Genomic DNA, 20,826 nt, shown 5'->3' on the forward strand with positions numbered 1-20,826 from the left:
GGATGACGCTAGCCTGCCGACATCACGCCGGACAAGGCCCTGGAGGTACGCACGCGATGACCGTCACCCTGTCGGACGTGGCCGCCCGCGCGCGGGTCTCCCCCGCGACCGTCTCGCGGGTCCTGAACGGCAACTACCCGGTGGCCGCGTCCACCCGCGAGCGGGTCCTGAAGGCCGTCGAGGAGCTGGACTACGTCCTCAACGGGCCCGCCAGCTCGCTCGCCGCCGCCACCTCCGACCTGGTCGGGGTGCTGGTCAACGACATCGCCGACCCCTTCTTCGGGATCATGGCGAGCGCGGCGCAGAGCGCGATCGGAGAGGGCGGGTCGGGCCGGGCGGGCGGCGAGAAGCTGGCCGTCGTCTGCAACACCGGCGGCTCCCCCGAGCGCGAGCTCACCTACCTCACGCTGCTCCAGCGGCAGCGCGCCGCCGCCGTGATCCTCATGGGCGGCTCCCTGGAGGACCCGGAGCACCTGGCGGCGACCGCCGCCAAGCTGTCCCGGATGGCCGAGGCCGGGACGCGGGTCGTGCTGTGCGGCCGGCCGCCGGTGCCGGGGGACGCGCACACCGCCGCGCTGGTCTTCGACAACCGCGCCGGGGGCCGCCGGCTCACCCGCCATCTGCTCGACCTCGGCCACACGCGGATCGGCTACGTCGCGGGCCCCGCCGACCGCACCACCACCCGGCACCGCCTGGAGGGCCACCGGGAGGCCCTCGCGGAGGCGGGCGTCGCCGAGGGGCCGACCGTCCACGGCCCGTACGACCGGGCCGCGGGACACGCGGCCGTCGCGGAGCTCTTGGCCCGCGACCCGGAGCTCACGGCGGTCGTCGCCGCCAACGACACGGTGGCCCTGGGCGTCTGCGCGGCCCTGCGGGAACGCGGCCTGTCGATCCCCGGCGACGTCTCCGTGGCCGGCTTCGACGACCTCCCCTTCTCGGTCGACGCGGTCCCGGCGCTGACGACCGTCCGCCTCCCGCTCCACGAGTCGGGGATGCGCGCCGGACGCCTCGCGATGGGCACGGAGGAGGCCCCGGCGGACGGCACGGAGACGGTCCCGGGCGAGCTGGTCGTACGGGACTCGACGGCGGCGCCGCGGGGATAGGGGCGGCTACCGTGGTGACGAGCGCCCCACGGAGGATCGCATGACGAGACCGATGGGCCTTTCCGGCGCGTGGGACGTCCTGGCTGACGCCAACCTGCCCGACGGGTTCCCGCGCGCCGAGGGCTGAGCTACCCGGCGGCGGGGGCCAGGCCCGTCGCCGCCAGGACCGCGTCGACCGTCTCGTCGACCGTCCGGTCGGCGTTGTCGATCCAGAGGGCCTGGTCGGAGAGTTCGGCGCGCATGGCCTCGTCCAGGAAGGTCCAGTCGGTGGTGAGCCGCTTGTGGCGGGCGTCGTTGCGCTCCCGGGCGCGGTCCGGGCCCGGGGCGAGGACCACCACGTGGAGCGGGACCGTCGTCAGGTGGCTCCGGTAGAAGTCCAGGTGGGAGCGGCGCACCACCACGTCGTCCAGGACCGGCAGGAAGCCTGCGGCGGCGAAGCTGCCCGCCAGGAGGCAGGCGTTGCGGGCGCGCAGCAGGATCTGGCGGTCGGCCTCCGGGTCGCCGTCCGGGGTCGGCCAGTGGCCGCCGCTGACGATCAGCTCCTGGAGGTGGTCGACCTCGATGTGCGCGGCGCGCGCGAACCGGGCCGCGAGGGCGGCCGACACCGTCGACTTGCCGCTGCCGGGGATGCCGGCGAGGAGCAGCGCGCCGGGCGCGGGGACGGCGGTGTCGACGGTCACGTGCTCGAAGGTCATACGGGCCTTTCCTCGCCGGTCGGACCCCCGGACGATACGGGAACGGGCGCCTGGCGCACCACGGATTTCGGGGCCTTCGCCGTCCGCCTCGGGGTCCATGACGTCAGCGCCACACCGCCGACGAGCAGCGCCGCCGCCACCCAGCGCAGCGGGCTCACCGGCTCGCCGAGGAAGAGCGCGGCGGAGGACATGCCGAAGACGGGGACGAGGAGGGAGAAGGGGGCGACGGAGGAGGCGGGATGGCGGCGGAGCAGCCAGCCCCAGGCGCCGAAGCCGAAGACGGTGGTGATCCAGGCGACGTAGACGATGACGCCGGCGCCGGTCCAGTCGAGGGCGCGGAGCGCGGCGAGGTCCCGCTCGGGGCCCTCCAGGAGGAGCGAGAGGGCGAGCAGCGGGAGGACGGGGACGGTGCTGACCCAGACCATCCAGTTGAGCGGGTCGGGCGGGGCGGCCTTGCGGGTCAGGACGTTGGAGACGCCCCAGCAGACGGCGGCGGCGATGACCAGGACGAAGCCGGTGACCGGCCCCGACGCGCCCTCGTCGACGGCGGCGACGCCGATGCCCGCGAGGGCGATCGCCATGCCGAGGACGGCACGCCGGGAGGGGCGTTCGCCGAGGACGGCGAAGGCGAACAGGGCGGTGAAGACGGCCTGCACCTGGAGCACGAGGGAGGAGAGCCCGGCGGGGGCGCCGAGGTCCATGCCGGTGAAGAGGAGGCCGAACTTGGCGACGCCCAGGGCGAGTCCGACGGCGACGATCCACTTCCAGGCGACCTTGGGGCGGCCGACGAGGAAGACGGCGGGGAGGGCGGCGACGAGGAAGCGGAGGGCGGAGAAGAGCAGCGGCGGGAAGTGGTCGAGGCCGATCTCGATGACGACGAAGTTGACCCCCCAGACCGCGGCGACGAGCGCGGCGAGGGCGATGTGTGCGGGGCGCATGGAGTCGAGCATGACCGCGCGTGACCGTGTAGCACCAGCACAGGTCTCTTCATGGTTGGATGAAGCAGCGCTACATCCAAGGCCCACCGCACCCCTGCGCCCGTCGGAGGTTCCCGTGCTCGATCTCGGCCGGCTGCGCGCCCTGCACGCGGTCTCCGTCCACGGCAGCGTGGGCGCCGCCGCGACCGCCCTCGGCTACACGCCGTCGGCGGTGTCGCAGCAGATCGCGAAGCTGGAGCGGGAGACCCGTACGACCCTGCTCGAACGGAGCGGGCGGGGCGTGCGGCTCACCGACGACGCCCGACAGCTCGCGGCCACCGCCCAGCGCCTGCTCGCGCTCGTGGAGGAGGCGGAGGTGCGCCTGGAGGAGCGGCGCGGGCTGCCGGCGGGGCGGCTCTCGGTCGGCTGCTTCCCGAGCGCGGCGCGCGGGCTCATGCCCCGGGTGCTGGCGGATCTGGCGGTGCGCCATCCGGGGCTGGACGCCCGGCTGACCGAGGTGGACCCGCACCTGTCGGTGGACCTGGTGGCCCGGGGCGTGCTGGACCTGGCGGTCGCCCACGACTGGGACATCGCCCCACTGCCGGCGCCGCCGGGGGTGGAGCAGGCGGTGATCGGCGACGACGGCTGCGACATCCTGGTGCACCGGGACCATCCGCTGGCGGAGCGGCGGTCGGTGCGGCGGGAGGAGCTGGCGGACGAGCGGTGGATCTCGCAGCCGCCGGGGACGGTGTGCCACGACTGGCTGGAGCGGACGCTGCGGGCGACCGGGGTGGAGCCGCTGATCGTCCATCAGGCGGAGGAGAACCACACACAGGTCGCGCTGGTCGCGGCCGGTCTCGGCATCGCGCTCGTGCCCCGACTGGGGCGCGGCGGGCTGCCGCCCGAGGTGGCGCCGCTGCGGCTCGACCCGGCGCCGACACGCCGGCTGCACGCGCTGTGGCGGACGGGCGCGGCGCGCCGCCCGGCGATCCGGGAGACGGTCCGTACGCTCCAGGAGCTGTGGCCGTCGATCGCGTCGGCGGCCTGAACCGGGACGAAACCCGCTTCTCCACCCTCACCTTCTCGGCGATTCGTGCGGGAATCCTTGACCTGGTAGTTACTTTCAGACTATCCGTTCGTCTTGGAAGTTTCCTTCATCCTTCGCTGTCCCCCTGCACGGCCGGAAGGAGCACCAGTGCCCCACCCCGCCCCCGCCCGCCGCACCCCTCTTGCCCCCACCCGCCGCACCCTGCTCGCTGTCACCGCAGCCGCGGCGGCCACCGCCGCCACCGGGGCCGTCACCCCCGCCGCCGCCCGCACCCCCGCCACCGACGCCAGGACCGAACGGCGGCTCCGCCGGATCGTGGACCGGATGTCGCTGGAGGAGAAGGTCGGCCAGGTCTTCGTCTCCCGGGTGTACGGCCATTCGGCCACCGCCCCCGACCCGGCCGACGCCGACGCGAACCTCCGGGAGCTCGGGGTCCGCACCGCCGCCGAACTGATCGAGCGTTACCACGTCGGCGGGGTCATCTACTTCGCCTGGGCCCACAACACCCGCGACCCGCGACAGATCGCGGCGCTCTCCAACGGCATCCAGGCCGCCGCGCTCGCCGGGCCCACCCCCGTCCCCGTACTGATCTCCACCGACCAGGAGCACGGCATCGTCTGCCGGGTCGGCGAGCCCGCCACCCTGCTGCCGGGCGCGATGGCGCTCGGCGCGGGCGGCTCCCCCGCGGACACCCGCGAGGCGGCCCGGATCGCCGGCGCGGAACTCGCCGCGCTCGGCATCCGGCAGAACTACGCCCCCGTCGCCGACGTCAACGTCAACCCGGCCAACCCCGTCATCGGCGTCCGCTCCCTCGGCTCCGAACCGCGCGCGGTCTCCGCCCTGGTCACCGCGCAGATCCGGGGCTACCAGGGCTCCGGCGTCGCCGCCACCGCCAAGCACTTCCCCGGCCACGGCGACACCGCCGTGGACAGCCACTACGGCCTGCCGGTCATCACCCACACCCGCGAGCAGTGGGCCGAGCTCGACGCCCCGCCGTTCCGCGCCGCGATCGCCGCCGGCATCGACGCGATCATGACCGCCCACCTCGTCGTCCCGGCGCTCGACCCGTCCGAGGACCCGGCGACGCTCTCGTACCCGATCCTCACCGGTGTGCTCCGCGAGCAGCTCGGCTACGACGGGGTGGTGGTGACCGACGCCCTCGACATGCAGGGCGTCCGCACCAAGTACGGCGACGACCGGGTGCCGGTGCTCGCCCTCAAGGCCGGGGTGGACCAGCTGCTCAACCCGCCGAAGCTCGACGTGGCCTGGAACGCGGTGCTCGGGGCCGTACGGAGCGGGGAGCTGACCGAGGAGCGCCTCGACGAATCGATCCTGCGGATCCTGCGGCTGAAGGCCCGGCGGGGCCTCTTCACGGACCCGTACACGAGCCGGGCGGAGGTGGACGCGACCGTCGGCACCGCCCGGCACCTCGCCGCGGCCGACCGGATCGCCGAGCGGACCACCACCCTGCTGGTCAACGAGGACGGCTTCCTGCCGCTGCGTCCGGCCTCGCACGGCAAGGTCCTGGTGGTCGGCGCCGACCCGGCCTCCCCGTCCGGTACGACGGGGCCGCCGACCACCACGCTCGCGGGGGCCCTGCGCGAACTGGGCTTCACGGCGACCGCGCTGTCCACCGGGATCACCCCGACGGAGGCCCGGATCGAGGAGGCGGTGGCGGCCGCGGCCGGACAGGACGTGGTCGTGGTGGGCACGTACAACCTCACCGCGACCAGCCCGCAGCGGACGCTGGTGGCCCGGCTGGTGGCGACCGGCGTGCCGGTGGTGACGATCGCGATCCGCAACCCGTACGACGTGGCCCGGATCTCCGGGCAGCGGGCCACCCTGGCCGCCTACGCCTGGACCGACGTGGAACTCCGCGCGGCCGTACGGGTGCTGGCCGGGCGGGCGAAGCCGCGCGGGCGGCTGCCGGTGCCGGTGCGGAGCGCCGGGGACCCGGCGGAGACGCTCTTCCCGGTCGGGTACGGCCTGTCGTACTGACGGGCGGGGGTGCGACTCCGGACGAGGCCGCACCCCACCTCCCGCACTGAGGGGCGGGGCACGGCTCCACGCGGGGCCGCACCCCACCTCTCGTCCTGACGGGCGCGGTGCGGCTCCGCGCGGGGGCCGCACCCCGCCGGCGGGGCTACGGCCGCAGGCCGTGCTCCTTCGTCACGTCCTCGTCCACCGGCTTGTCCAGGCGGGCGTCGAAGCGGGCCAGCGGCTTCGCCGCCTCGACCGCGGGGGCGTCCACGCCGGCCCAGGCCAGGATGCGGGCGGTGGCCTTCTCGCGCTCGGCGTCGACGAGTCCGGCGACGTTGGCGCCGTGGTTGCCGCCGGGCGCGTAGTAGACGTAGCTGTCACGGGCGCCCTTGCCGAGGCGGAACGGTTCCGCGCCCCAGGGGTCGTTCTCGCCGTAGACGAAGAGCATCCGGGTCGCGTTCTTCCGGACCCAGTTGTCGACGTCCCGCATGACCCACGGCTTGAACCGCATGGGGATCTCGCGGGGCACGAAGTTCGAGGCCGGCTGGTAGCCGTAGCGGCTGAGGCCGGCGAGGTGCGGCTGCCTGATGCTGGGCGAGCCGAGCTCGGTGGCCGCCTGGTAGTAGTACGGCGTGTAGTACTCCAGGCCCTGGTCGGTGTAGGCGCCCCAGCCGGCGTAGGCGTCGATCGTCTCGTAGACGGTGTCGTCGCTCGCGGTCTTCGCGTCCGGGACGGTGTCGCAGACGTCCTCGCCGTAGTACTGCCAGAAGCCCCAGACGAAATCGAGGACGGTCGCCTCCCACGCCTTGTCGAGCGAGCCGACCGTGTTGAAGGTGGCGCCCTCGGCCGCGGCCCACGCCTTGTACTTCTCCTGGAGCGGGGCGCGGCGCAGCAGGGCCTCGCGCTGCATGGCGTTCAGGCGGTCGCGGCACTCCTTGGTGCCGACGTTCGCGAAGAACCGGTCGTAGGCCGCGTCCTCCTTGTTTACGACGTCGTTGGGGGCCACGTAGGCGACGACGCCGTCCATGTCACGCGGGTAGAAGCGCTCGTAGTAGGTGGCGGTCATGCCGCCCTTGGAGCCGCCGGTGGAGAGCCAGTTCTCGCCGTAGACCTTCTTCAGGGCGGTGAAGATGCGGTGCTGGTCGGTGGCGGCCTGCCAGATGTCGAGCTTGGACCAGTCGGCGGGCTGCGGGCGGGACGGCGTGAAGAACCGGTACTCCATGGAGATCTGGTTGCCGTCGATGATCCGGGTCGGCTCGGCCCGGCTGGGGGTGGTGCTCAGGCCGTAGCCGCTGGTGCGGAAGACGGTGGGGCGGTCGGTGCCCTTGTGGAGCACGGAGATCCGCTGCTGGAACGTGCCGGCCCAGGGCCGCTTGTGGTCGATCGGCTGCTCGTAGTTCAGGACGAAGTAGCGGTAGCCGGCGTACGGCTTCTCCTCGATCAGGCTCATCCCGGGGATCGCCAGGAGGCGGTCCCCGATGTCCGAGCCCTGCGCGTCCGCGACGGTGCTGACGGACTCCGTGTCCGCGGCGGTGGCGGTGGCCACGCCGGTGGAGCCCACGGTGCCTATGAGCACCGAAAGCGACAGCATCAGTCTCAGCGACTTACGCATGCACCCTCCCATGATTCACAACGGTGCCGTGAACCTAGCGGGGTGAACGTCCGGGCCGCCAGACCTGGTTGAGCCTTACCTCCGCATCAGCACAGGATCCATCCGGTGGCGGTGGAGCGTCCGGAGACGGTCGCGGAGGCGCGGACGCAGCGGTTGAGCGCGTGCACGGTCACCGGGCCGGCCTGCCGGCCCCACCGGCCGGAGACGACCGCGGCCCGGCCGCCGCGCGGCTGGAGGGTGACCTTCATGGGCCGCGGCGCGCCGGGCCGCTTGGCGAGGACGAGCGCGCAGGCGTAGTGGCGGGTGCGGTAGAGGCGCAGCTCGCCGGTGGCGAAGGAGACCGTGCGCGCGGGCCGCCCGTGGCAGACGGAGACCGCGTCGGCGGTGGCCGTGCCGGGTCCGGCGAGCGTGAGCAGCCCGGCGGCGAGCGCGAGGACGAGGGCGTACGTGACGGGGTGCGCGCGCGGGCGTGCCGCGCTGCGCGCGAGGCCCCGCCGGAGCAGGGCGAGAGGTCTGCGCGGGGACGCCTGTGCGTGCGCCGCCCGCCCTCGGTCCGCCGCGCCTCCGGGCATGCCCGCTCCTCCCCCGCCGTCCGCTTTCCCGTACGGGCTTACGACGTGCTGGACGTCCGTACGGTTGCCCCCGGCGCTCGCGGTCACGGCAGGAAGTAGCCCATGACCAGGCAGATGAAGATCATCTCGGCGCCGATCAGCGTCCAGAGGGCGGCCCACCGGGCCCGGGTGGGCGGGGCGCCGTCCGGGACGGTGAGCGCCCGCAGCCAGGCGCCTCCCGCGACGGCCAGGGTCGTGGCGTACAGCCAGCCGGGGATCTCCCGGCAGGTCCCGCGCATCACGCACACCCCGCCCGCCTCGGAGGAGAGCGCGAGCACCAGACCGAGGAGCGTCGCGGGCAGGAACAGCAGCCCCGCCCAGAGCGCGGCACGGCGCAGCGTCCGGGCATCCAGGTACGGGATCGGAGCGGGGGCGGTGTCCGGGCCGGCGGAGGCGGGGGCGGGGGCGGCGGGCGCGGGGGCGGTGTCCGGGCCGGCGGAGGCGGAGGCGGCGTGCCGGCCAGCGGAGGCGAGGGCGTGGGGCCCGGCGGCGGGGGTGTCGGGCGTGGGGGCCGGGGCGGGGGCGTGCGGGCCGCCGGTGTCGTTCATGACGCCGATCCAACCCGTGCCGCCCCGGCCCCGTCATGAGCCCGCGTACTCAGATCGCGGCCGGTTCCTCCTCCGGCTCCGCCTCGCCGATGAAGGTGCGCCACAGCGACGCGTACCGGCCGTCCCGGGCGAGGAGCTCGTCGTGGCTTCCGTCCTCCGCGACCCGGCCGTGGTCCATGACGACCACCCGGTCGGCGCGGGCCGCCGTCGTGAGGCGGTGGGCGACGATCAGCGTCGTGCGGCGGCCGGAGAGGCGCTCGGTGGCGGCGTTCACCTGGGCCTCGGTGGCCAGGTCCAGGGCGGCGGTGGCCTCGTCGAGGAGGAGGACGTCCGGGTCGACCAGCTCGGCCCGGGCGAGGGCGATGAGCTGACGCTGGCCGGCCGAGAGGTTCCGGCCGCGCTCGGCGACCTCGTGGAGGTAGCCGCCGTCGAGGGTGGCGATCATGTCGTGCGCGCCGGCCGCGCGGGCCGCCGCCTCCACCTCGGCGTCGGTGGCGCCGGGCCGACCGTAGGCGATGGCGTCGCGGACCGTCCCGGCGAAGAGGTACGCCTCCTGGGGGACGACGCCGAGCCGGTGCCGGTACGAGGTGAGGTCCAGGTCGCGCAGGTCGGCGCCGTCCGCCGTGACCCGGCCCGAGGTCGGGTCGTAGAACCGGGCGACCAGCTTCACCAGGGTGGACTTGCCCGCGCCGGTCTCGCCGACGAACGCGACCGTCTGCCCGGCGGGGATCCGCAGGTCGATCCCGGTCAGCGCGGTCTCCTCGGCGCCGTAGGCGAAGGAGACGGACTCGAAGGCGATCTCGCCGCGCAGCGACAGCACCTCGCGGGGCTCGTCGGCCGGGGCCGTGGAGGTCGGCTCCTGGAGCAGTTCCCGCATGCGGCCGAGGGAGACGGCGGCCTGCTGGTAGCCGTCGAAGACCTGGGAGAGCTGCTGGACGGGGGCGAAGAAGAGGTCGATGTAGAGGAGGTAGGCGACGAGGGCGCCGGTGGAGAGGGTGCCGGCCTCGATCCGGTTGGCGCCGACGATCATGACGGCCGCGGCGGCGGCCGAGGAGAGCAGGGTGACGAAGGGGAAGTAGATCGAGATCAGCCACTGGCCGCGCACGCGCGCGTCCCGGTAGGCGTCGCCGCGCTCGGCGAACCGGGCGGCGCCCTCCCGCTCCCGGCCGAACGCCTGGACGATCCGCAGGCCGGCGACGGACTCCTGGAGGTCGGCGTTGACGACGCTGATCCGCTCCCGGGCCAGCTCGTACGCCTTCACGCTGGAGCGGCGGAAGTAGTACGTGGCGACGGCGAGGACCGGCAGGGTCGCGAAGACGACCAGGGCCAGCTGGAGGTCGAGGACCAGCAGCGCCACCATGATCCCGAAGAAGGTGACGACCGAGACGAAGGCGGTGACCAGGCCGGTCTGGAGGAACGTGGACATCGCGTCGACGTCCGTCGTCATCCGGGTCATGATCCGGCCGGTGAGCTCGCGCTCGTAGTAGTCCAGGCCGAGCCGCTGAAGCTGGGCGAAGATCTTCAGGCGGAGCGCGTACAGGACCCGCTCGCCGGTCCGGCCGGTCATCCGGGTCTCGGCGGTCTGCGCGACCCACTGGACGAGGACGGTGACCAGGGCGAGCGCGGAGGCGGCCCAGACGGCGCCGATCGCCAGCCGGTTCACGCCCTCGTCGATGCCGTGCCGGATCAGGACCGGCAGGAGCAGCCCGGCGCCCGCGTCGAGGCCGACCAGGCCGAGGCTGATGAGGAGCGGCGCGCCGAAGCCGCGCAGCAGCCGGCGGAGCCCGTAGCCGGTCTCCGGCTCCACGGCCCGGGTCTCGTCCACGTCGGGGGTGTCGGCGGCGGGCGGCAGGGCGGCGACGGCGGCGAGCAGCTCGGGGGTGGCGCCGGCCGCCTCGGCCGCGCGGTCGGCGGTCTCGTCCCGTACCCACAGGGCGGGGGTGATGCCCCGCTCGGCGTCGAACTCGGCGTCCAGCTCGGCCCGCAGCGAGCCGTCCTCCTCGGGGGCCGGGCCCGCCGTGAGGACGTGGCCGGGCGAGACGCCGCCGAGCTCGTCGGGGTCGGTGAGGAGGCGGCGGTAGAGCGCGGAGCGCTCCTCCAGCTCCTCGTGGGTGCCGAGGTCGGCGAGCCGGCCGCCGTCGAGGACGGCGATCCGGTCGGCGAGGCCGAGGGTGGAGCGGCGGTGGGCGATGAGCAGGGTCGTGCGGCCCGCCATGACGGCCTTCAGGGCCTCGTGGATCTCGTGCTCGACCTTGGCGTCCACGGCGGAGGTGGCGTCGTCGAGGACGAGCAGGCGCGGGTCGGTGAGGATCGCGCGGGCGAGCGCGACGCGCTGGCGCTGGCCTCCGGAGAGGGTGAGGCCGTGCTCGCCGACCTTGGTGGCGTAGCCCTCGGGCAGCTCGGCGATGAAGCCGTCGGCGCGGGCGGCGCGGGCGGCGGCCTCGATCTGCTCGTCGGTGGCGTCGGGGACGCCGTACGCGATGTTGGCGCGGACGGTGTCGGAGAAGAGGAAGGAGTCCTCCGGGACGAGACCGATGGCGGCCCGCAGCGACTCCAGGGTCAGCTCGCGGACGTCGTGGCCGCCGACGAGGACGGCGCCGCGGTCCACGTCGTAGAAGCGCGGCAGGAGCAGCGAGACGGTGGACTTGCCGGAGCCGGAGGAGCCGACGAGGGCGACGGTCTCGCCGGCCCGCAGCTCCAGCGAGAAGCCGTCGAGGACGGGCTTGCCGTCGCCGTACCCGAAGGTGACGCCGTCGAACTCGACGGTGGCGGGGGCGTCGGCCGGCAGCGCCTTGGTGCCGTCCTCGATGGCCGGCTCGGTGTCGATCAGCTCGACGACCCGGTCCACGCCCGCGCGTGCCTGCTGGCCGACGGTGAGGACCATGGCGAGCATCCGGACCGGGCCGACCAGGGAGGCCAGGTAGGCGGAGAAGGCGACGAAGGTGCCGAGGGTGATCTGGCCCCGGTAGGCGAGCCAGCCGCCGAGCGCGAGGACGGCGACCTGGCCGAGGGCGGGGACGGCCTGGAGGGCGGGGGTGTAGCGGGAGTTCAGCCGGATGGTCCGCAGCCGGGCCGCGAACAGCTTCCGTCCCGCGTCCCGGATCTTCCCGGTCTCCTGGTCCTCCTGCCCGAAGCCCTTCACGACCCGGACGCCGGTGACGGCCCCGTCGACGACGCCGGCGACGCCGGCGGCCTCCTGCTGGGCGGCCCAGGTGGCCGGGTGGAGCCGGGTGCGGCTCCGCTTGGCGATCCACCACAGGGCGGGGGCGACGGCGAGGGCGACGAGCGTCAGCGGGATCGACAGCCAGGCCATGACGGCCAGCGAGATCAGGAAGAGCAGGATGTTCCCGATCGTCATCGGGAGCATGAAGAGCAGGCCCTGGATGAGCTGGAGGTCGCTGGTGGCGCGCCCGACGACCTGCCCGGTGGACAGCTCGTCCTGCCGCCGCCCGTCGAGCCGCAGGATCGTCCCGTACATGTCGTCGCGGAGGTCCCGCTGCACGTCGAGCGCGAGCCGGCCGCCGTAGTAGCGGCGGATGTAGGTCAGGACGTAGACGAGCACGGCGGCGCCGAGCAGCAGCCCGGTCCACACGCCCAGGGACCGCGTCCCGGTCCCGATGACGTCGTCGATGATCACCTTGGTGATGAGCGGCACCAGGGCGAGCAGTGCCATGCCCGCCAGCGAGGAGCCGAGCGCGAGCACCACGTCCGCCTTGTACCGCCAGGCGTACGACCACAGCCGCCGCGCCCACCCCTGTTCCCGTCGCTGCCCCACCACCGCCACGTGGCGCCTCCCGTCCGTCCTGGTCTACCGGAAGGCCACAACGTGCCCGACGTGCGATTTCATCCCGCCGTGACAAAGACGGGACGGAAGTCCTAGGACCACCGCCTCCTGGGTAGGAAGCGGTGGGACGTGGCCGCGCGACAGGAAGGGGACGCCCGTGGGGCGGATCGAGGACGGGATGCCGTACCGCTGGGGGCAGCTGTACGGGGCGCTGGTCGCGATGCGGTCGCTCGCGGGGACGGGGCGGATCGCACCGGCGCCGCCGAGAGAGGTCGCGGCGACGACGAGCAACCCCTACAACGACTGCAAGGGGCTGCTGCGGGAGGTTGGACTCCACCTGCTCGCCGCGCGGGAGCGGGGCGGGACCTCCGCCGACGCCGCCGTCGTGATCATGGACGACATAGCCCGCCTGACACCGCCGCGCCGCGAGTCCAGGGGCACCCTGGACCAGCGGGAGGCGAAGGAGTTCGTCCAGGGTCACGAGGACCGGTTCGCCGCGTACCGCAAGGCGTGGGAGTCCCTGACCGGCTGAGGCCCGGCCGGCGGCCTGCCCGCTCAGAGGTGGGTCGGCTCGAACATCCTCAGGAGGGCCGGGAGGACGACCACCGAGGGGCCGGGGGTCGCGAGGGCCTTAGCGAGGTCGGCGGTCAGGGTCTCGGGGGCGGTGCGGACGGCGGGGACGCCGAAGGACTCGGCGAGGGCGACGAAGTCGGGGCGGGCCAGCTCCGTGCCGGTGGCCTCGCCGAAGGCGTCCGTCATGTACTCGCGCAGGATGCCGTAGCCGCCGTCGTCGACGATCAGCCAGGTGACGTCGAAGCCGTACTGCTTCGCCGTCGCCAGCTCCGCGATCGAGTACATCGCGCCGCCGTCGCCGGAGACCGCGAGGACCGGGGTCGTCGGGTCGGCGGCGGCCGCGCCGAGGGCGGCCGGGAAGCCGTAGCCGAGGCCGCCGGCGCCCTGCGCGGAGTGCATCGTGTTGGGGTGCCGGGCGTCGAAGGCGGACCACGCCCAGTAGGCGAGGATCGTCATGTCCCAGAAGCTGGGGGCGCGGGACGGCAGGGCCTCGCGGACCGACGCCACGATCTGCCGCTCCAGGGCCAGGTCCTGGGCGGCCAGGCGGTCCGCGACCTTGTCCAGGACCGTACGGACCCGGGCGGGGGCGGTGGCGTCGACACGGTCCTCGGCCGTCTCCAGGAGCGCCTGGAGGGCGAGGCGGGCGTCGGCGTGGATGCCGAGCGCCGGGTGGTTGGACTCCAGCTTGCCCGCGTCCGCCTCGATCTGGATCACCCGGCCGCGCGGGGCGAAGGTGTGGTAGTTCGAGGACAGCTCGCCGAGGCCCGAGCCGACCACGAGGAGGACGTCGGCGTCCTCAAGGAAGTCGGTGGTGTGCCGGTCCTCCAGCCAGGACTGGAGGGAGAGCGGGTGCTCCCACGGGAAGGCGCCCTTGCCGCCGAAGGTGGTGACCACCGGCGCGTCCAGCTTCTCGGCGAGCGCGAGGAGCTTGCCGGAGGCGTCGGAGCGGACGACCCCGCCGCCGGCGATGATCGCCGGGCGCTCGGCCGTCGAGAGCAGGTGCGCGGCGACGGCGGTCAGCTCGGGGCGCGGGACGACGTCCTCGGGGGTGGCGTCCATGGCCGTGACGACCGGGAGGACGGTCTCCGCGAGGAGCACGTCCTGCGGGATCTCGACCCAGACCGGGCCGTGCGGGGCGGTGAGCGCCGACTCCCAGGCCGCGGCGATCGCGGACGGGATCTGGGAGTGCGTACGGACCGTGTGGACGGACTTCACGACGTCGCGGAAGCTGGCCTGCTGGTCGCGGAGCTCGTGGAGGTAGCCGTGCCGGCCGCCGCCGAGCCCGGCGGCGGGGATCTGGCTGCCGATGGCGAGGACCGGCGCCGAGGCCGCGGCGGCTTCCTGGAGCGCGGCGAGCGACATCAGGGCGCCGGGGCCGGTGGAGAGCAGCAGCGGGGCGGCCTCGCCGGTGACCCGGCCGTAGGCGTCGGCGGCGAAGCCGGCGTTGTTCTCGACGCGGAGGCCGACGTACCGGAGGGACGAGCGGCGCAGGGCGTCGAACATGCCCAGGGCGTGCTGGCCGGGGAGGCCGAAGACCGTCGTGGCGCCGAGGCCGGTGAGGGTCTCGATGACGAGGTCACCGCCGTTTCGCCCGGGGGGCGGGTTGAGGGCGGCGGTCGTCTGTGCGGCGGTCGGGCGCAGGACCAGGTCGTGGTCGTGGGTCATGTTCGGGGTCCCTGGGCGTCGTGGTCGGGCGTACGCGAGGGGTGCCCGGCCCGGACCGGGCCGGGCACCCCCGGGCATTATCGGCTCGCCGCGATCTGGCGGCTCATGATCGTGGTCAGCTCGTAGGCCGTGTGGGAGGCGGCGACCGCGGTGATCTCGGCGTGGTCGTAGGCCGGGGCGACCTCGACGACGTCGGCGGAGACCAGGTTGCAGGAGGACAGGCCGCGGAGGATCTCCAGGAGCTCGCGGGAGGTCATGCCGCCCGCCTCGGGGGTGCCGGTGCCGGGGGCGTGGGCCGGGTCGAGGCAGTCGATGTCGATGGAGATGTACAGCGGGCGGTCGCCGATGCGCTGGCGGAGCTGGTCGGCGACCTCGTCGGCGCCGCGGCGGTAGATGTCCGCCGAGGTGACGATGCCGAAGCCCATCTTCTCGTCGTCGGTGAGGTCCTGCTTGCCGTAGAGCGGGCCGCGGGTGCCGACGTGGGAGAGCGCCTCGGTGTCGAGGATGCCCTCCTCGACGGCGCGGCGGAACGGGGTGCCGTGGGTGTACTCGGCGCCGAAGTAGGTGTCCCAGGTGTCCAGGTGGGCGTCGAAGTGGAGCAGGGCGACGGGGCCGTGCTTCTTGGCGACCGAGCGGAGCAGCGGGAGGGCGATGGTGTGGTCGCCGCCGAGGGTCATCATGCGGGCGCCGGTGCCGAGGAGCTCGTCGGCGGCGGCCTCGATGGTCTCGACGGCCTCGTTGATGTTGAACGGGTTGACGGCGATGTCGCCGCCGTCGGCGACCTGCGCGAGGGCGAACGGGGAGGCGTCCTGCGCCGGGTTGTACGGGCGCAGGAGGCGGGACGCCTCGCGGATCGCGTTGCCGCCGAAGCGGGCGCCGGGGCGGTAGGAGACGCCGGAGTCGAAGGGGACGCCGACCACGGCGATGTCGGCGGTGCCGACCTCGTCGAGCCGCGGCAGCCGGGCGAACGTCGCGGGACCGGCGTACCGCGGGACGCGGGACGAGTCGATCGGGCCGCGCGGGGTGTTCTGGTCGCTGCTCATGGTCGGTGTCCTCCTGGTGGGACGGTGGGGTGGGGTGTGCCGGGCGGCCCGGTCATGGCCGCCCGGAAGCGTCAGGCGCCGGTGGTCACCGGCTCGGTGGTGCCGGCGGGGTGTCCGGCGGAGGTGTCGCCGGGGTTCTCGCCGGTCTCCCCGGCGAGGCGGGCCCGCCAGGTGGCGAGGATCGCCGCGTCGGTGGGCCGGGTGGCCAGGGAGACGATCACGTAGGCGGCGAGGGAGGCGAGCAGGCCGTAGTAGATGGGCTGGTTCGCGAGGATCCCGTACGCCGCCATCAGGGCGACGACGGTGAGGCCGCCGGCGGCGATGGCCGCGAGGGCGCCCTGGACGGTGCCGCGCTTCCACAGCAGGCCGCCGAGGATGGGCACGAGGAGGCCGCCGACGAGGAGGTTGTAGGCGACGGTGAGGGCCTGGACGACGTCGTTGAGGGCGATGGCGATGAGGATGACGCCGATGCCCATGATCAGGATGAAGACGCGGTTGCCCTTGACCTCGTCGTGGTCGTCCTGCTGCCCGGACGCCTTGGTGAGGCCGCGCAGCCGGGACCAGATGTCGTTGTTGGCGACGGTGGCGCAGGCGATGAGCGCGCCGGAGGAGGTGGACATGACGGCGGCGAGCGCGGCGGCGAGGACCAGGCCGCGGACGCCCATGGGCAGCTCGTCCTTGACGATGGTGGCGAAGGCGTCGTCGGCGGAGGCCAGGTTCGGGTACATGACCTTGGCGGCGGTGCCGATGACGGCGCCGGCGATGGCGTACACGAGGCAGTAGGTGCCGGCGACGGTGCCGCCCCACTTGGCGGTCTTGTCGGTGCGGGCGGTGAAGACCCGCTGCCAGATGTCCTGCCCGATGAGCATGCCGAAGGTGTAGATCAGCACGTAGGTGAAGATCGTCTCGCCGCCGATGCCGAGGGGCTCGAAGTACGCGGTGGGCAGCTGGGCCTTCATCTCGGCGAAGCCGCCGGCCTTGACGACGGCGATCGGCAGCAGCAGGAGCAGCACGCCGATGGTCTTGACGACGAACTGCACCATGTCGGTGATGGTGATCGACCACATGCCGCCGAGCGTCGAATAGGCGACGACGATGGTGCCGCCGAGGACGATGGCGACCGTGCGGGGCAGGTCGAAGAGGACGTCGAAGATGGTGGCGTAGGCGATCGTCGAGGTCACGGCGAGCATGAGGGTGTACGCCCACATGACGAGGCCGGAGATCATGCCGGCGCGGCCGCCGTAGCGGAGGTCCAGCATCTCGGAGACGGTGTAGACCTTCAGCCGGGCGATGCGGGCGGAGAAGAAGACGCTCAGGGCGAGCAGGCCGAGGCCGATGGTGACGACCATCCAGGCGCCGGAGAGCCCGTACTTGTAGCCGAGGCCGACGCCGCCGATGGTGGACGCGCCGCCGAGGACGATCGCGGCCATGGTGCCGGAGTACATCCAGGGCCCGAGGCGCCGTCCCGCGACCAGGAACTCGCTCTTGGACTTGGCGCGGCGCATGCCCCACCAGCCCATCGCGAGCATGCCGGCCAAGTACAGGACGATCACTGTGTAGTCGACGGCCATGGGGCCCTCCTTCGCGCACCTCGGTGGCGTGTCGTGCGGGGAATGGTGACCGGGAGCTGGTCGCGGGGACATCCGCCCGTACCCGCGGCTCCTGGATCCCTCGACAGTAGGTGGCCGGAAAGCGACGATGAAGTGTACGTTTCCTCCACTGTAGGGGCGGGGGATGTACGAAGGATCCATGGACATGAGCGCGACACGCGAACCCGCCACCACCCCGCCGGTCCCCCGGGTCACCCTGGCCGCGCTGCTCGGGCGCCGGGAGCTGGGGCTGCGGCTGCTCGCCGGTCCCGAGGACGTGGCGCTGCACTGGGTGCACACCTCCGAGATGGCCGACCCGTACCCGTATCTGCTCGGCGGCGAGCTGCTGATGACGGCGGGCGTGCAGCTGACGGATCCGGCGCGGTACGTGGAGCGGGTGGTGGAGGCGGGGGCCGCCGCGCTCGGCTTCGGTGTGACGCCGGTGTACGACACGGTGCCGGCGGAGCTGGTCGAGGCGTGCGTCCGGCACGGGCTGCCGCTGATCGAGGTGCCGCCCCGGACGCCGTTCACGGCGGTGGCGCGGGCGCTGTGGCGGCTGATGGCGGAGGCCCGGCTGCACGAGCTGCGCCGGGTGACGGAGGCCCAGCAGTCGCTCGCCACGGCCGCGGCCCGGCCGGCGCCGGTCCCGGCGGTGCTCGGCGCCCTGGCGTCCCGGCTGGGCGGCCGTGCGGTGCTGTTCGGCGCGGACGGCACGGTGTCGGCGGCGGCGGGACGGGAGCCCGGTCCCGAGGCGGCGCGCGCCCTGGCGGAGCTCGCCGGGGTGGTCGGGCCCCGGCCGGGCGGCCCGGCGTCGGCGAGCGGCGAGGGCGGCGGGCTAAAACTCGCGGCGTACGCGCTCGGCGGCGAGGGCGGGCTCACCCTGGGGGTCGCGACGGAGCGCCGCGACCCCGGCGACCACACGGTCGCCGGGGTGGCGGTGGTGCTGCTGTCGCTGCTCACGGCCCCGCACCGGGCCGGCGACGCGTCGGTGCGGGACGCGGCCCTGACGGGCCTGCTGCTCGGCGCCCCGGCGGCGGAGACGGCCGCCGCGCTCTCCCCCGGCCCGTGGACGGTCGTCCACGCGCGCGGCGGCGACGGCACCCCCTTCGCGGCGGCCGGCCTGGCGGCGGCGCTCGGCACGGACCTGGTGGAGGCGGGCCCGACGGTCCGGCTCCTGCTGCCGCCGGGCGCGGCGGCGACCGTCCAGCCCGGCTGGACGCTCGGGGTGAGCGCCCCCGCCGCCGCCGACGGCCTCCCGGCGGCGGACGCCCAGGCCGCGCGGGCGCTGCGCCGCGCGGAGGCGACCCGGACCCCCCTGGCCCGCCACCGGGCGAACGGCCTCGCCGGTCTGGTGGACCCGGACGAGGCCGCCGCCCACGCGCGCGTGCTGCTCGCCCCCCTCAGCGAGCCGCAGGCGGAGACGCTGCGCGCCTGGCTGTCCCTGCACGGCAGCTGGGACCGTACGGCCGCCGCCCTCGGCGTCCACCGCAACACGGTCCGGCAGCGGATCGCCCGCTGCGCGGTCCTCCTCGGCCGCGACCTGGACGACGCGGACGTGCGGATGGAGCTGTGGTTCGCCCTCAGGTGAGGGCGGGCCGTCAGTACAGCTTGTTGACGGCGGTCTTCGTCGTGGTGCGGAAGGCGGTCAGCGGGGCGTCCTTGAAGTCGCCCATCTGGCCCCAGCGGACGAGGGTGACGGTCTTGCCGTCGCGGCCGACGGAGAAGAGGTGGATGTCGGTGTTGCCGATCTGCGGGTCGGCGGTGTCCAGGCTGTAGACCCAGGCGCCCTCCTCGACGGCGAGCTTGCCGTGGAAGGCGCTGACGGCCTTCAGGCCCGGGTTCTGCTGCTCCAGGCGGGTGCCGCAGCCGGCGATCGACTTGCGGAGGGTGTCGACCAGCTTCACCGCGTCGGCCTCGGTGCGGGCGACGTTGGTGATCTGGACGCCGTTGGTGTCGAGCTCGGTGGAGAACTCGCGGTAGCGGCTGTTCTGCGCCGGGATCTTGTACTCGGCGCAGAGGGCGCCGCCGTTCTCCGGCACGCCCTGGAAGATCGGCGTGGCCGTCCACGGCGTCGACGACTTCGGCATCTGGGAGGCGGCGAGGAAGGCGGGCTGGGCGGCGGCCTGCGCCGGTCCGGCGGCGAGGGCGGCGAGGGCGGCGAGGCCCAGGGCGGCGGTGGCGGCGGCGGCGAGTGCGGCACGCGGCTTGTTCATGGTGGTGGATCCCCCGTCGGTTCGTTCGGTCAGTGCTCCACCAGCCTCGGGCCGGCGGCCGCCGCCCGCAACGGTGACGCGCCCTCCACCCGTCCCGGAACCATTCCACCCCCGCTGACGTGCAGGGATGTGAAGGGTGGAACGCAGGTCGAGGGGGACGCAATGCCGAAGGACGCCGCCGTCGAGGAGTTCGCGCGGCTCGTGCGCACGCTGAAGGCGCGGGACGGGCGGAGTTACGAGGCGCTGGGCCGGCGCCTGAACGTCAGCGGGTCCACCCTCCACCGCTACTGCTCCGGCGCGACCGTCCCGGAGGAGTTCGCCGTCGTCGACCGCCTCGCCGTGCTGTGCGGCGCGGACGAGGAGCAGCGGGGGGAGCTGGAGGCCGCGTGGGCCCGCGCGGACCGCACCCGCCGCCCTCCGGTGCCGGAATGGAGCACGGAGCCGAAGGAAGGCGCACAGCGGCGGCCCGCCGGGCCCGCACCCGCGCCGGCCGCCCCGGAGCCCGTCCCGGAGCCGGAGCCCGTCCCGGAGCCGGAGCCCCGGCCGGCCCCGGAGCCGGACCACGCCGGCGGGCCCGAGCCCGAGCTCGTGCACGCGCGCGTGCCGGGCCTCCCGTCCGGGCGGCGGTGGCGCCGGTGGGGGTGGGTCGCCGTGGTCGGCGGGGCGCTGGCGGTCGTCGGGGCGATGACGCTCGGAGCCGTACTCCTGCCCGGGAAGGCCCGGGAGCGGGCCGCCGCGCCACCGCCGCCGCCCCCGCCGCTGACGTGGACCGTCGCCTCGCACCTCTGGACGAACGGGTGCGATCACACCTACCTCGTGGAGCGGACGCCCCCTCCCCCGCCGGAGGCGGCCGACGCGCGGCGGTGGGCGGAGGCGCAGGGCGCCGTGCACGGCGGGGAGACGCTGGTGCGGGTGTCGGTGCAGGGGAAGGGCGCGGCGGCCGTGGTGCTCCAGGCGCTGCACGTGCGGGTGGTGGAGCGGGGCGCGCCGCTGCCGTGGGCGGGGTACCGGATGGACGAGGGGTGCGGCGGGGCGGTGACCCCGCGCCGGTTCGCGGTGGACCTGGACCGGCCGCGGCCGGTGGCCCGGGCGCTGGACGGGTACGACGCCTCCGGGGCGGAGGGCCGGACGCTGCCGGCGGTCTCCTTCCCGTACGCGGTCAGCCTCACCGAGCCGGAGGAACTGCTGGTCTCGGCGGCGACGGCGGGGTGCGACTGCCGCTGGTACCTGGAGCTGGAGTGGAGCTCGGAGGGGCGCCGGGGCACGGTCCGGATCGGCGACGAGGAGGGCGAACCCTTCCGGACGAGCGGGGCGAAGGGGCGGCCCGTCCACGGGTACGACTCCGAGGGGCGGGCCTGGATCACAGGCGAGGAGTCTGGACAGGGCGGGTGACCGCTGGGTAACTTCGAACCTGACAGACTGAGCAAGCGCTTAGACAACTGGGC

General features: G+C 74.4%; 16 protein-coding genes. 6 read left to right on the top strand and 10 right to left on the bottom strand.

Annotated features, from left to right (window positions below):
• Positions 1–56 precede the first annotated feature (56 nt).
• The gene (locus ACIGHB_RS25705) at positions 57–1,103 is read left to right on the top strand and encodes a LacI family DNA-binding transcriptional regulator (protein ID WP_399916178.1); all 1,047 of its coding nucleotides are present in this window, start codon (positions 57–59) and stop codon (positions 1,101–1,103) included.
• 128 nt (positions 1,104–1,231) lie between these two features.
• On the opposite strand, the gene ACIGHB_RS25710 is transcribed toward ACIGHB_RS25705, so the two are convergent.
• Both ACIGHB_RS25710 and ACIGHB_RS25715 read right to left on the bottom strand, forming a co-directional pair.
• Positions 1,232–1,798 carry an AAA family ATPase gene (locus tag ACIGHB_RS25710; RefSeq protein WP_399916180.1) on the bottom strand — a complete coding sequence of 189 codons (567 nt, stop codon included), beginning with the start codon at positions 1,796–1,798 and terminating at the stop codon, positions 1,232–1,234.
• Positions 1,795–2,736, bottom strand: coding sequence for an EamA family transporter (locus tag ACIGHB_RS25715; RefSeq protein ID WP_399916182.1), 942 nt, complete (start codon positions 2,734–2,736; stop codon positions 1,795–1,797). Before ACIGHB_RS25715 ends, ACIGHB_RS25710 begins: the two co-directional genes overlap by 4 nt.
• A 115-nt stretch (positions 2,737–2,851) precedes the next feature.
• Here ACIGHB_RS25715 and ACIGHB_RS25720 point away from each other — a divergent pair, with 115 nt between their 5' ends.
• Positions 2,852–3,763 (top strand): LysR family transcriptional regulator, encoded by a 912-nt coding sequence (locus ACIGHB_RS25720; protein ID WP_360317738.1) that lies wholly within the window; start codon positions 2,852–2,854, stop codon positions 3,761–3,763.
• A 147-nt stretch (positions 3,764–3,910) separates the two neighbouring features.
• Positions 3,911–5,761: a glycoside hydrolase family 3 protein gene (locus tag ACIGHB_RS25725; protein ID WP_399916184.1), complete on the top strand. Its 1,851-nt coding sequence runs from the start codon at positions 3,911–3,913 to the stop codon at positions 5,759–5,761.
• Between the two features lie 145 nt (positions 5,762–5,906).
• Here the strand turns inward: ACIGHB_RS25725 and ACIGHB_RS25730 are convergent, their stop codons facing one another.
• The 4 genes from ACIGHB_RS25730 to ACIGHB_RS25745 all read right to left on the bottom strand — a co-directional run bounded on the left by ACIGHB_RS25730 (position 5,907) and on the right by ACIGHB_RS25745 (position 12,298).
• On the bottom strand, positions 5,907–7,355 hold the full coding sequence (locus tag ACIGHB_RS25730) for an aminopeptidase (protein WP_399916186.1): 1,449 nt from the start codon (positions 7,353–7,355) through the stop codon (positions 5,907–5,909).
• Positions 7,356–7,441: 86 nt separating this feature from the next.
• The gene (locus ACIGHB_RS25735) at positions 7,442–7,927 is read right to left on the bottom strand and encodes a hypothetical protein (protein ID WP_399916188.1); all 486 of its coding nucleotides are present in this window, start codon (positions 7,925–7,927) and stop codon (positions 7,442–7,444) included.
• 83 nt (positions 7,928–8,010) lie between these two features.
• Positions 8,011–8,514, bottom strand: a complete 504-nt coding sequence (locus ACIGHB_RS25740; RefSeq protein WP_399916190.1) for a hypothetical protein — start codon at positions 8,512–8,514, stop codon at positions 8,011–8,013.
• A 49-nt stretch (positions 8,515–8,563) separates the two neighbouring features.
• Positions 8,564–12,298, bottom strand: a complete 3,735-nt coding sequence (locus tag ACIGHB_RS25745; RefSeq protein ID WP_399916192.1) for an ABC transporter ATP-binding protein — start codon at positions 12,296–12,298, stop codon at positions 8,564–8,566.
• A 157-nt stretch (positions 12,299–12,455) separates the two neighbouring features.
• On the opposite strand from ACIGHB_RS25745, the gene ACIGHB_RS25750 reads away from it, so the two are divergent.
• Entirely contained in the window at positions 12,456–12,830 is a 375-nt protein-coding gene (locus tag ACIGHB_RS25750; protein ID WP_399916194.1) for a hypothetical protein, read from the top strand.
• A gap of 23 nt (positions 12,831–12,853) precedes the next feature.
• Here ACIGHB_RS25750 and ACIGHB_RS25755 read toward each other — a convergent pair whose 3' ends face one another.
• The 3 genes from ACIGHB_RS25755 to ACIGHB_RS25765 form a co-directional block, all read right to left on the bottom strand.
• On the bottom strand, positions 12,854–14,536 hold the full coding sequence (locus ACIGHB_RS25755) for a thiamine pyrophosphate-binding protein (RefSeq protein WP_360317756.1): 1,683 nt from the start codon (positions 14,534–14,536) through the stop codon (positions 12,854–12,856).
• Positions 14,537–14,613: 77 nt separating this feature from the next.
• Positions 14,614–15,579: an agmatinase gene (gene speB, locus ACIGHB_RS25760; RefSeq protein WP_189847489.1), complete on the bottom strand. Its 966-nt coding sequence runs from the start codon at positions 15,577–15,579 to the stop codon at positions 14,614–14,616.
• A 71-nt stretch (positions 15,580–15,650) separates the two neighbouring features.
• Complete coding sequence (locus ACIGHB_RS25765; protein WP_399916197.1) at positions 15,651–17,150, bottom strand: sodium:solute symporter; 1,500 nt, start codon at positions 17,148–17,150, stop codon at positions 15,651–15,653.
• Between the two features lie 178 nt (positions 17,151–17,328).
• Here ACIGHB_RS25765 and ACIGHB_RS25770 point away from each other — a divergent pair, with 178 nt between their 5' ends.
• Entirely contained in the window at positions 17,329–18,756 is a 1,428-nt protein-coding gene (locus tag ACIGHB_RS25770; protein WP_399916199.1) for a PucR family transcriptional regulator, read from the top strand.
• Between the two features lie 10 nt (positions 18,757–18,766).
• On the opposite strand, the gene ACIGHB_RS25775 is transcribed toward ACIGHB_RS25770, so the two are convergent.
• Positions 18,767–19,381 carry a hypothetical protein gene (locus ACIGHB_RS25775; protein WP_399916200.1) on the bottom strand — a complete coding sequence of 205 codons (615 nt, stop codon included), beginning with the start codon at positions 19,379–19,381 and terminating at the stop codon, positions 18,767–18,769.
• A gap of 162 nt (positions 19,382–19,543) precedes the next feature.
• On the opposite strand from ACIGHB_RS25775, the gene ACIGHB_RS25780 reads away from it, so the two are divergent.
• A complete protein-coding gene (locus ACIGHB_RS25780) occupies positions 19,544–20,773 on the top strand; it encodes a helix-turn-helix domain-containing protein (protein WP_399916202.1) in 1,230 nt (409 codons plus the stop codon).
• Positions 20,774–20,826: the final 53 nt, after the last annotated feature.

Origin of the sequence: Streptomyces sp. NPDC085460, assembly GCF_044541975.1 — a bacterium.
Classification (GTDB): Bacteria; Actinomycetota; Actinomycetes; order Streptomycetales; family Streptomycetaceae; genus Streptomyces.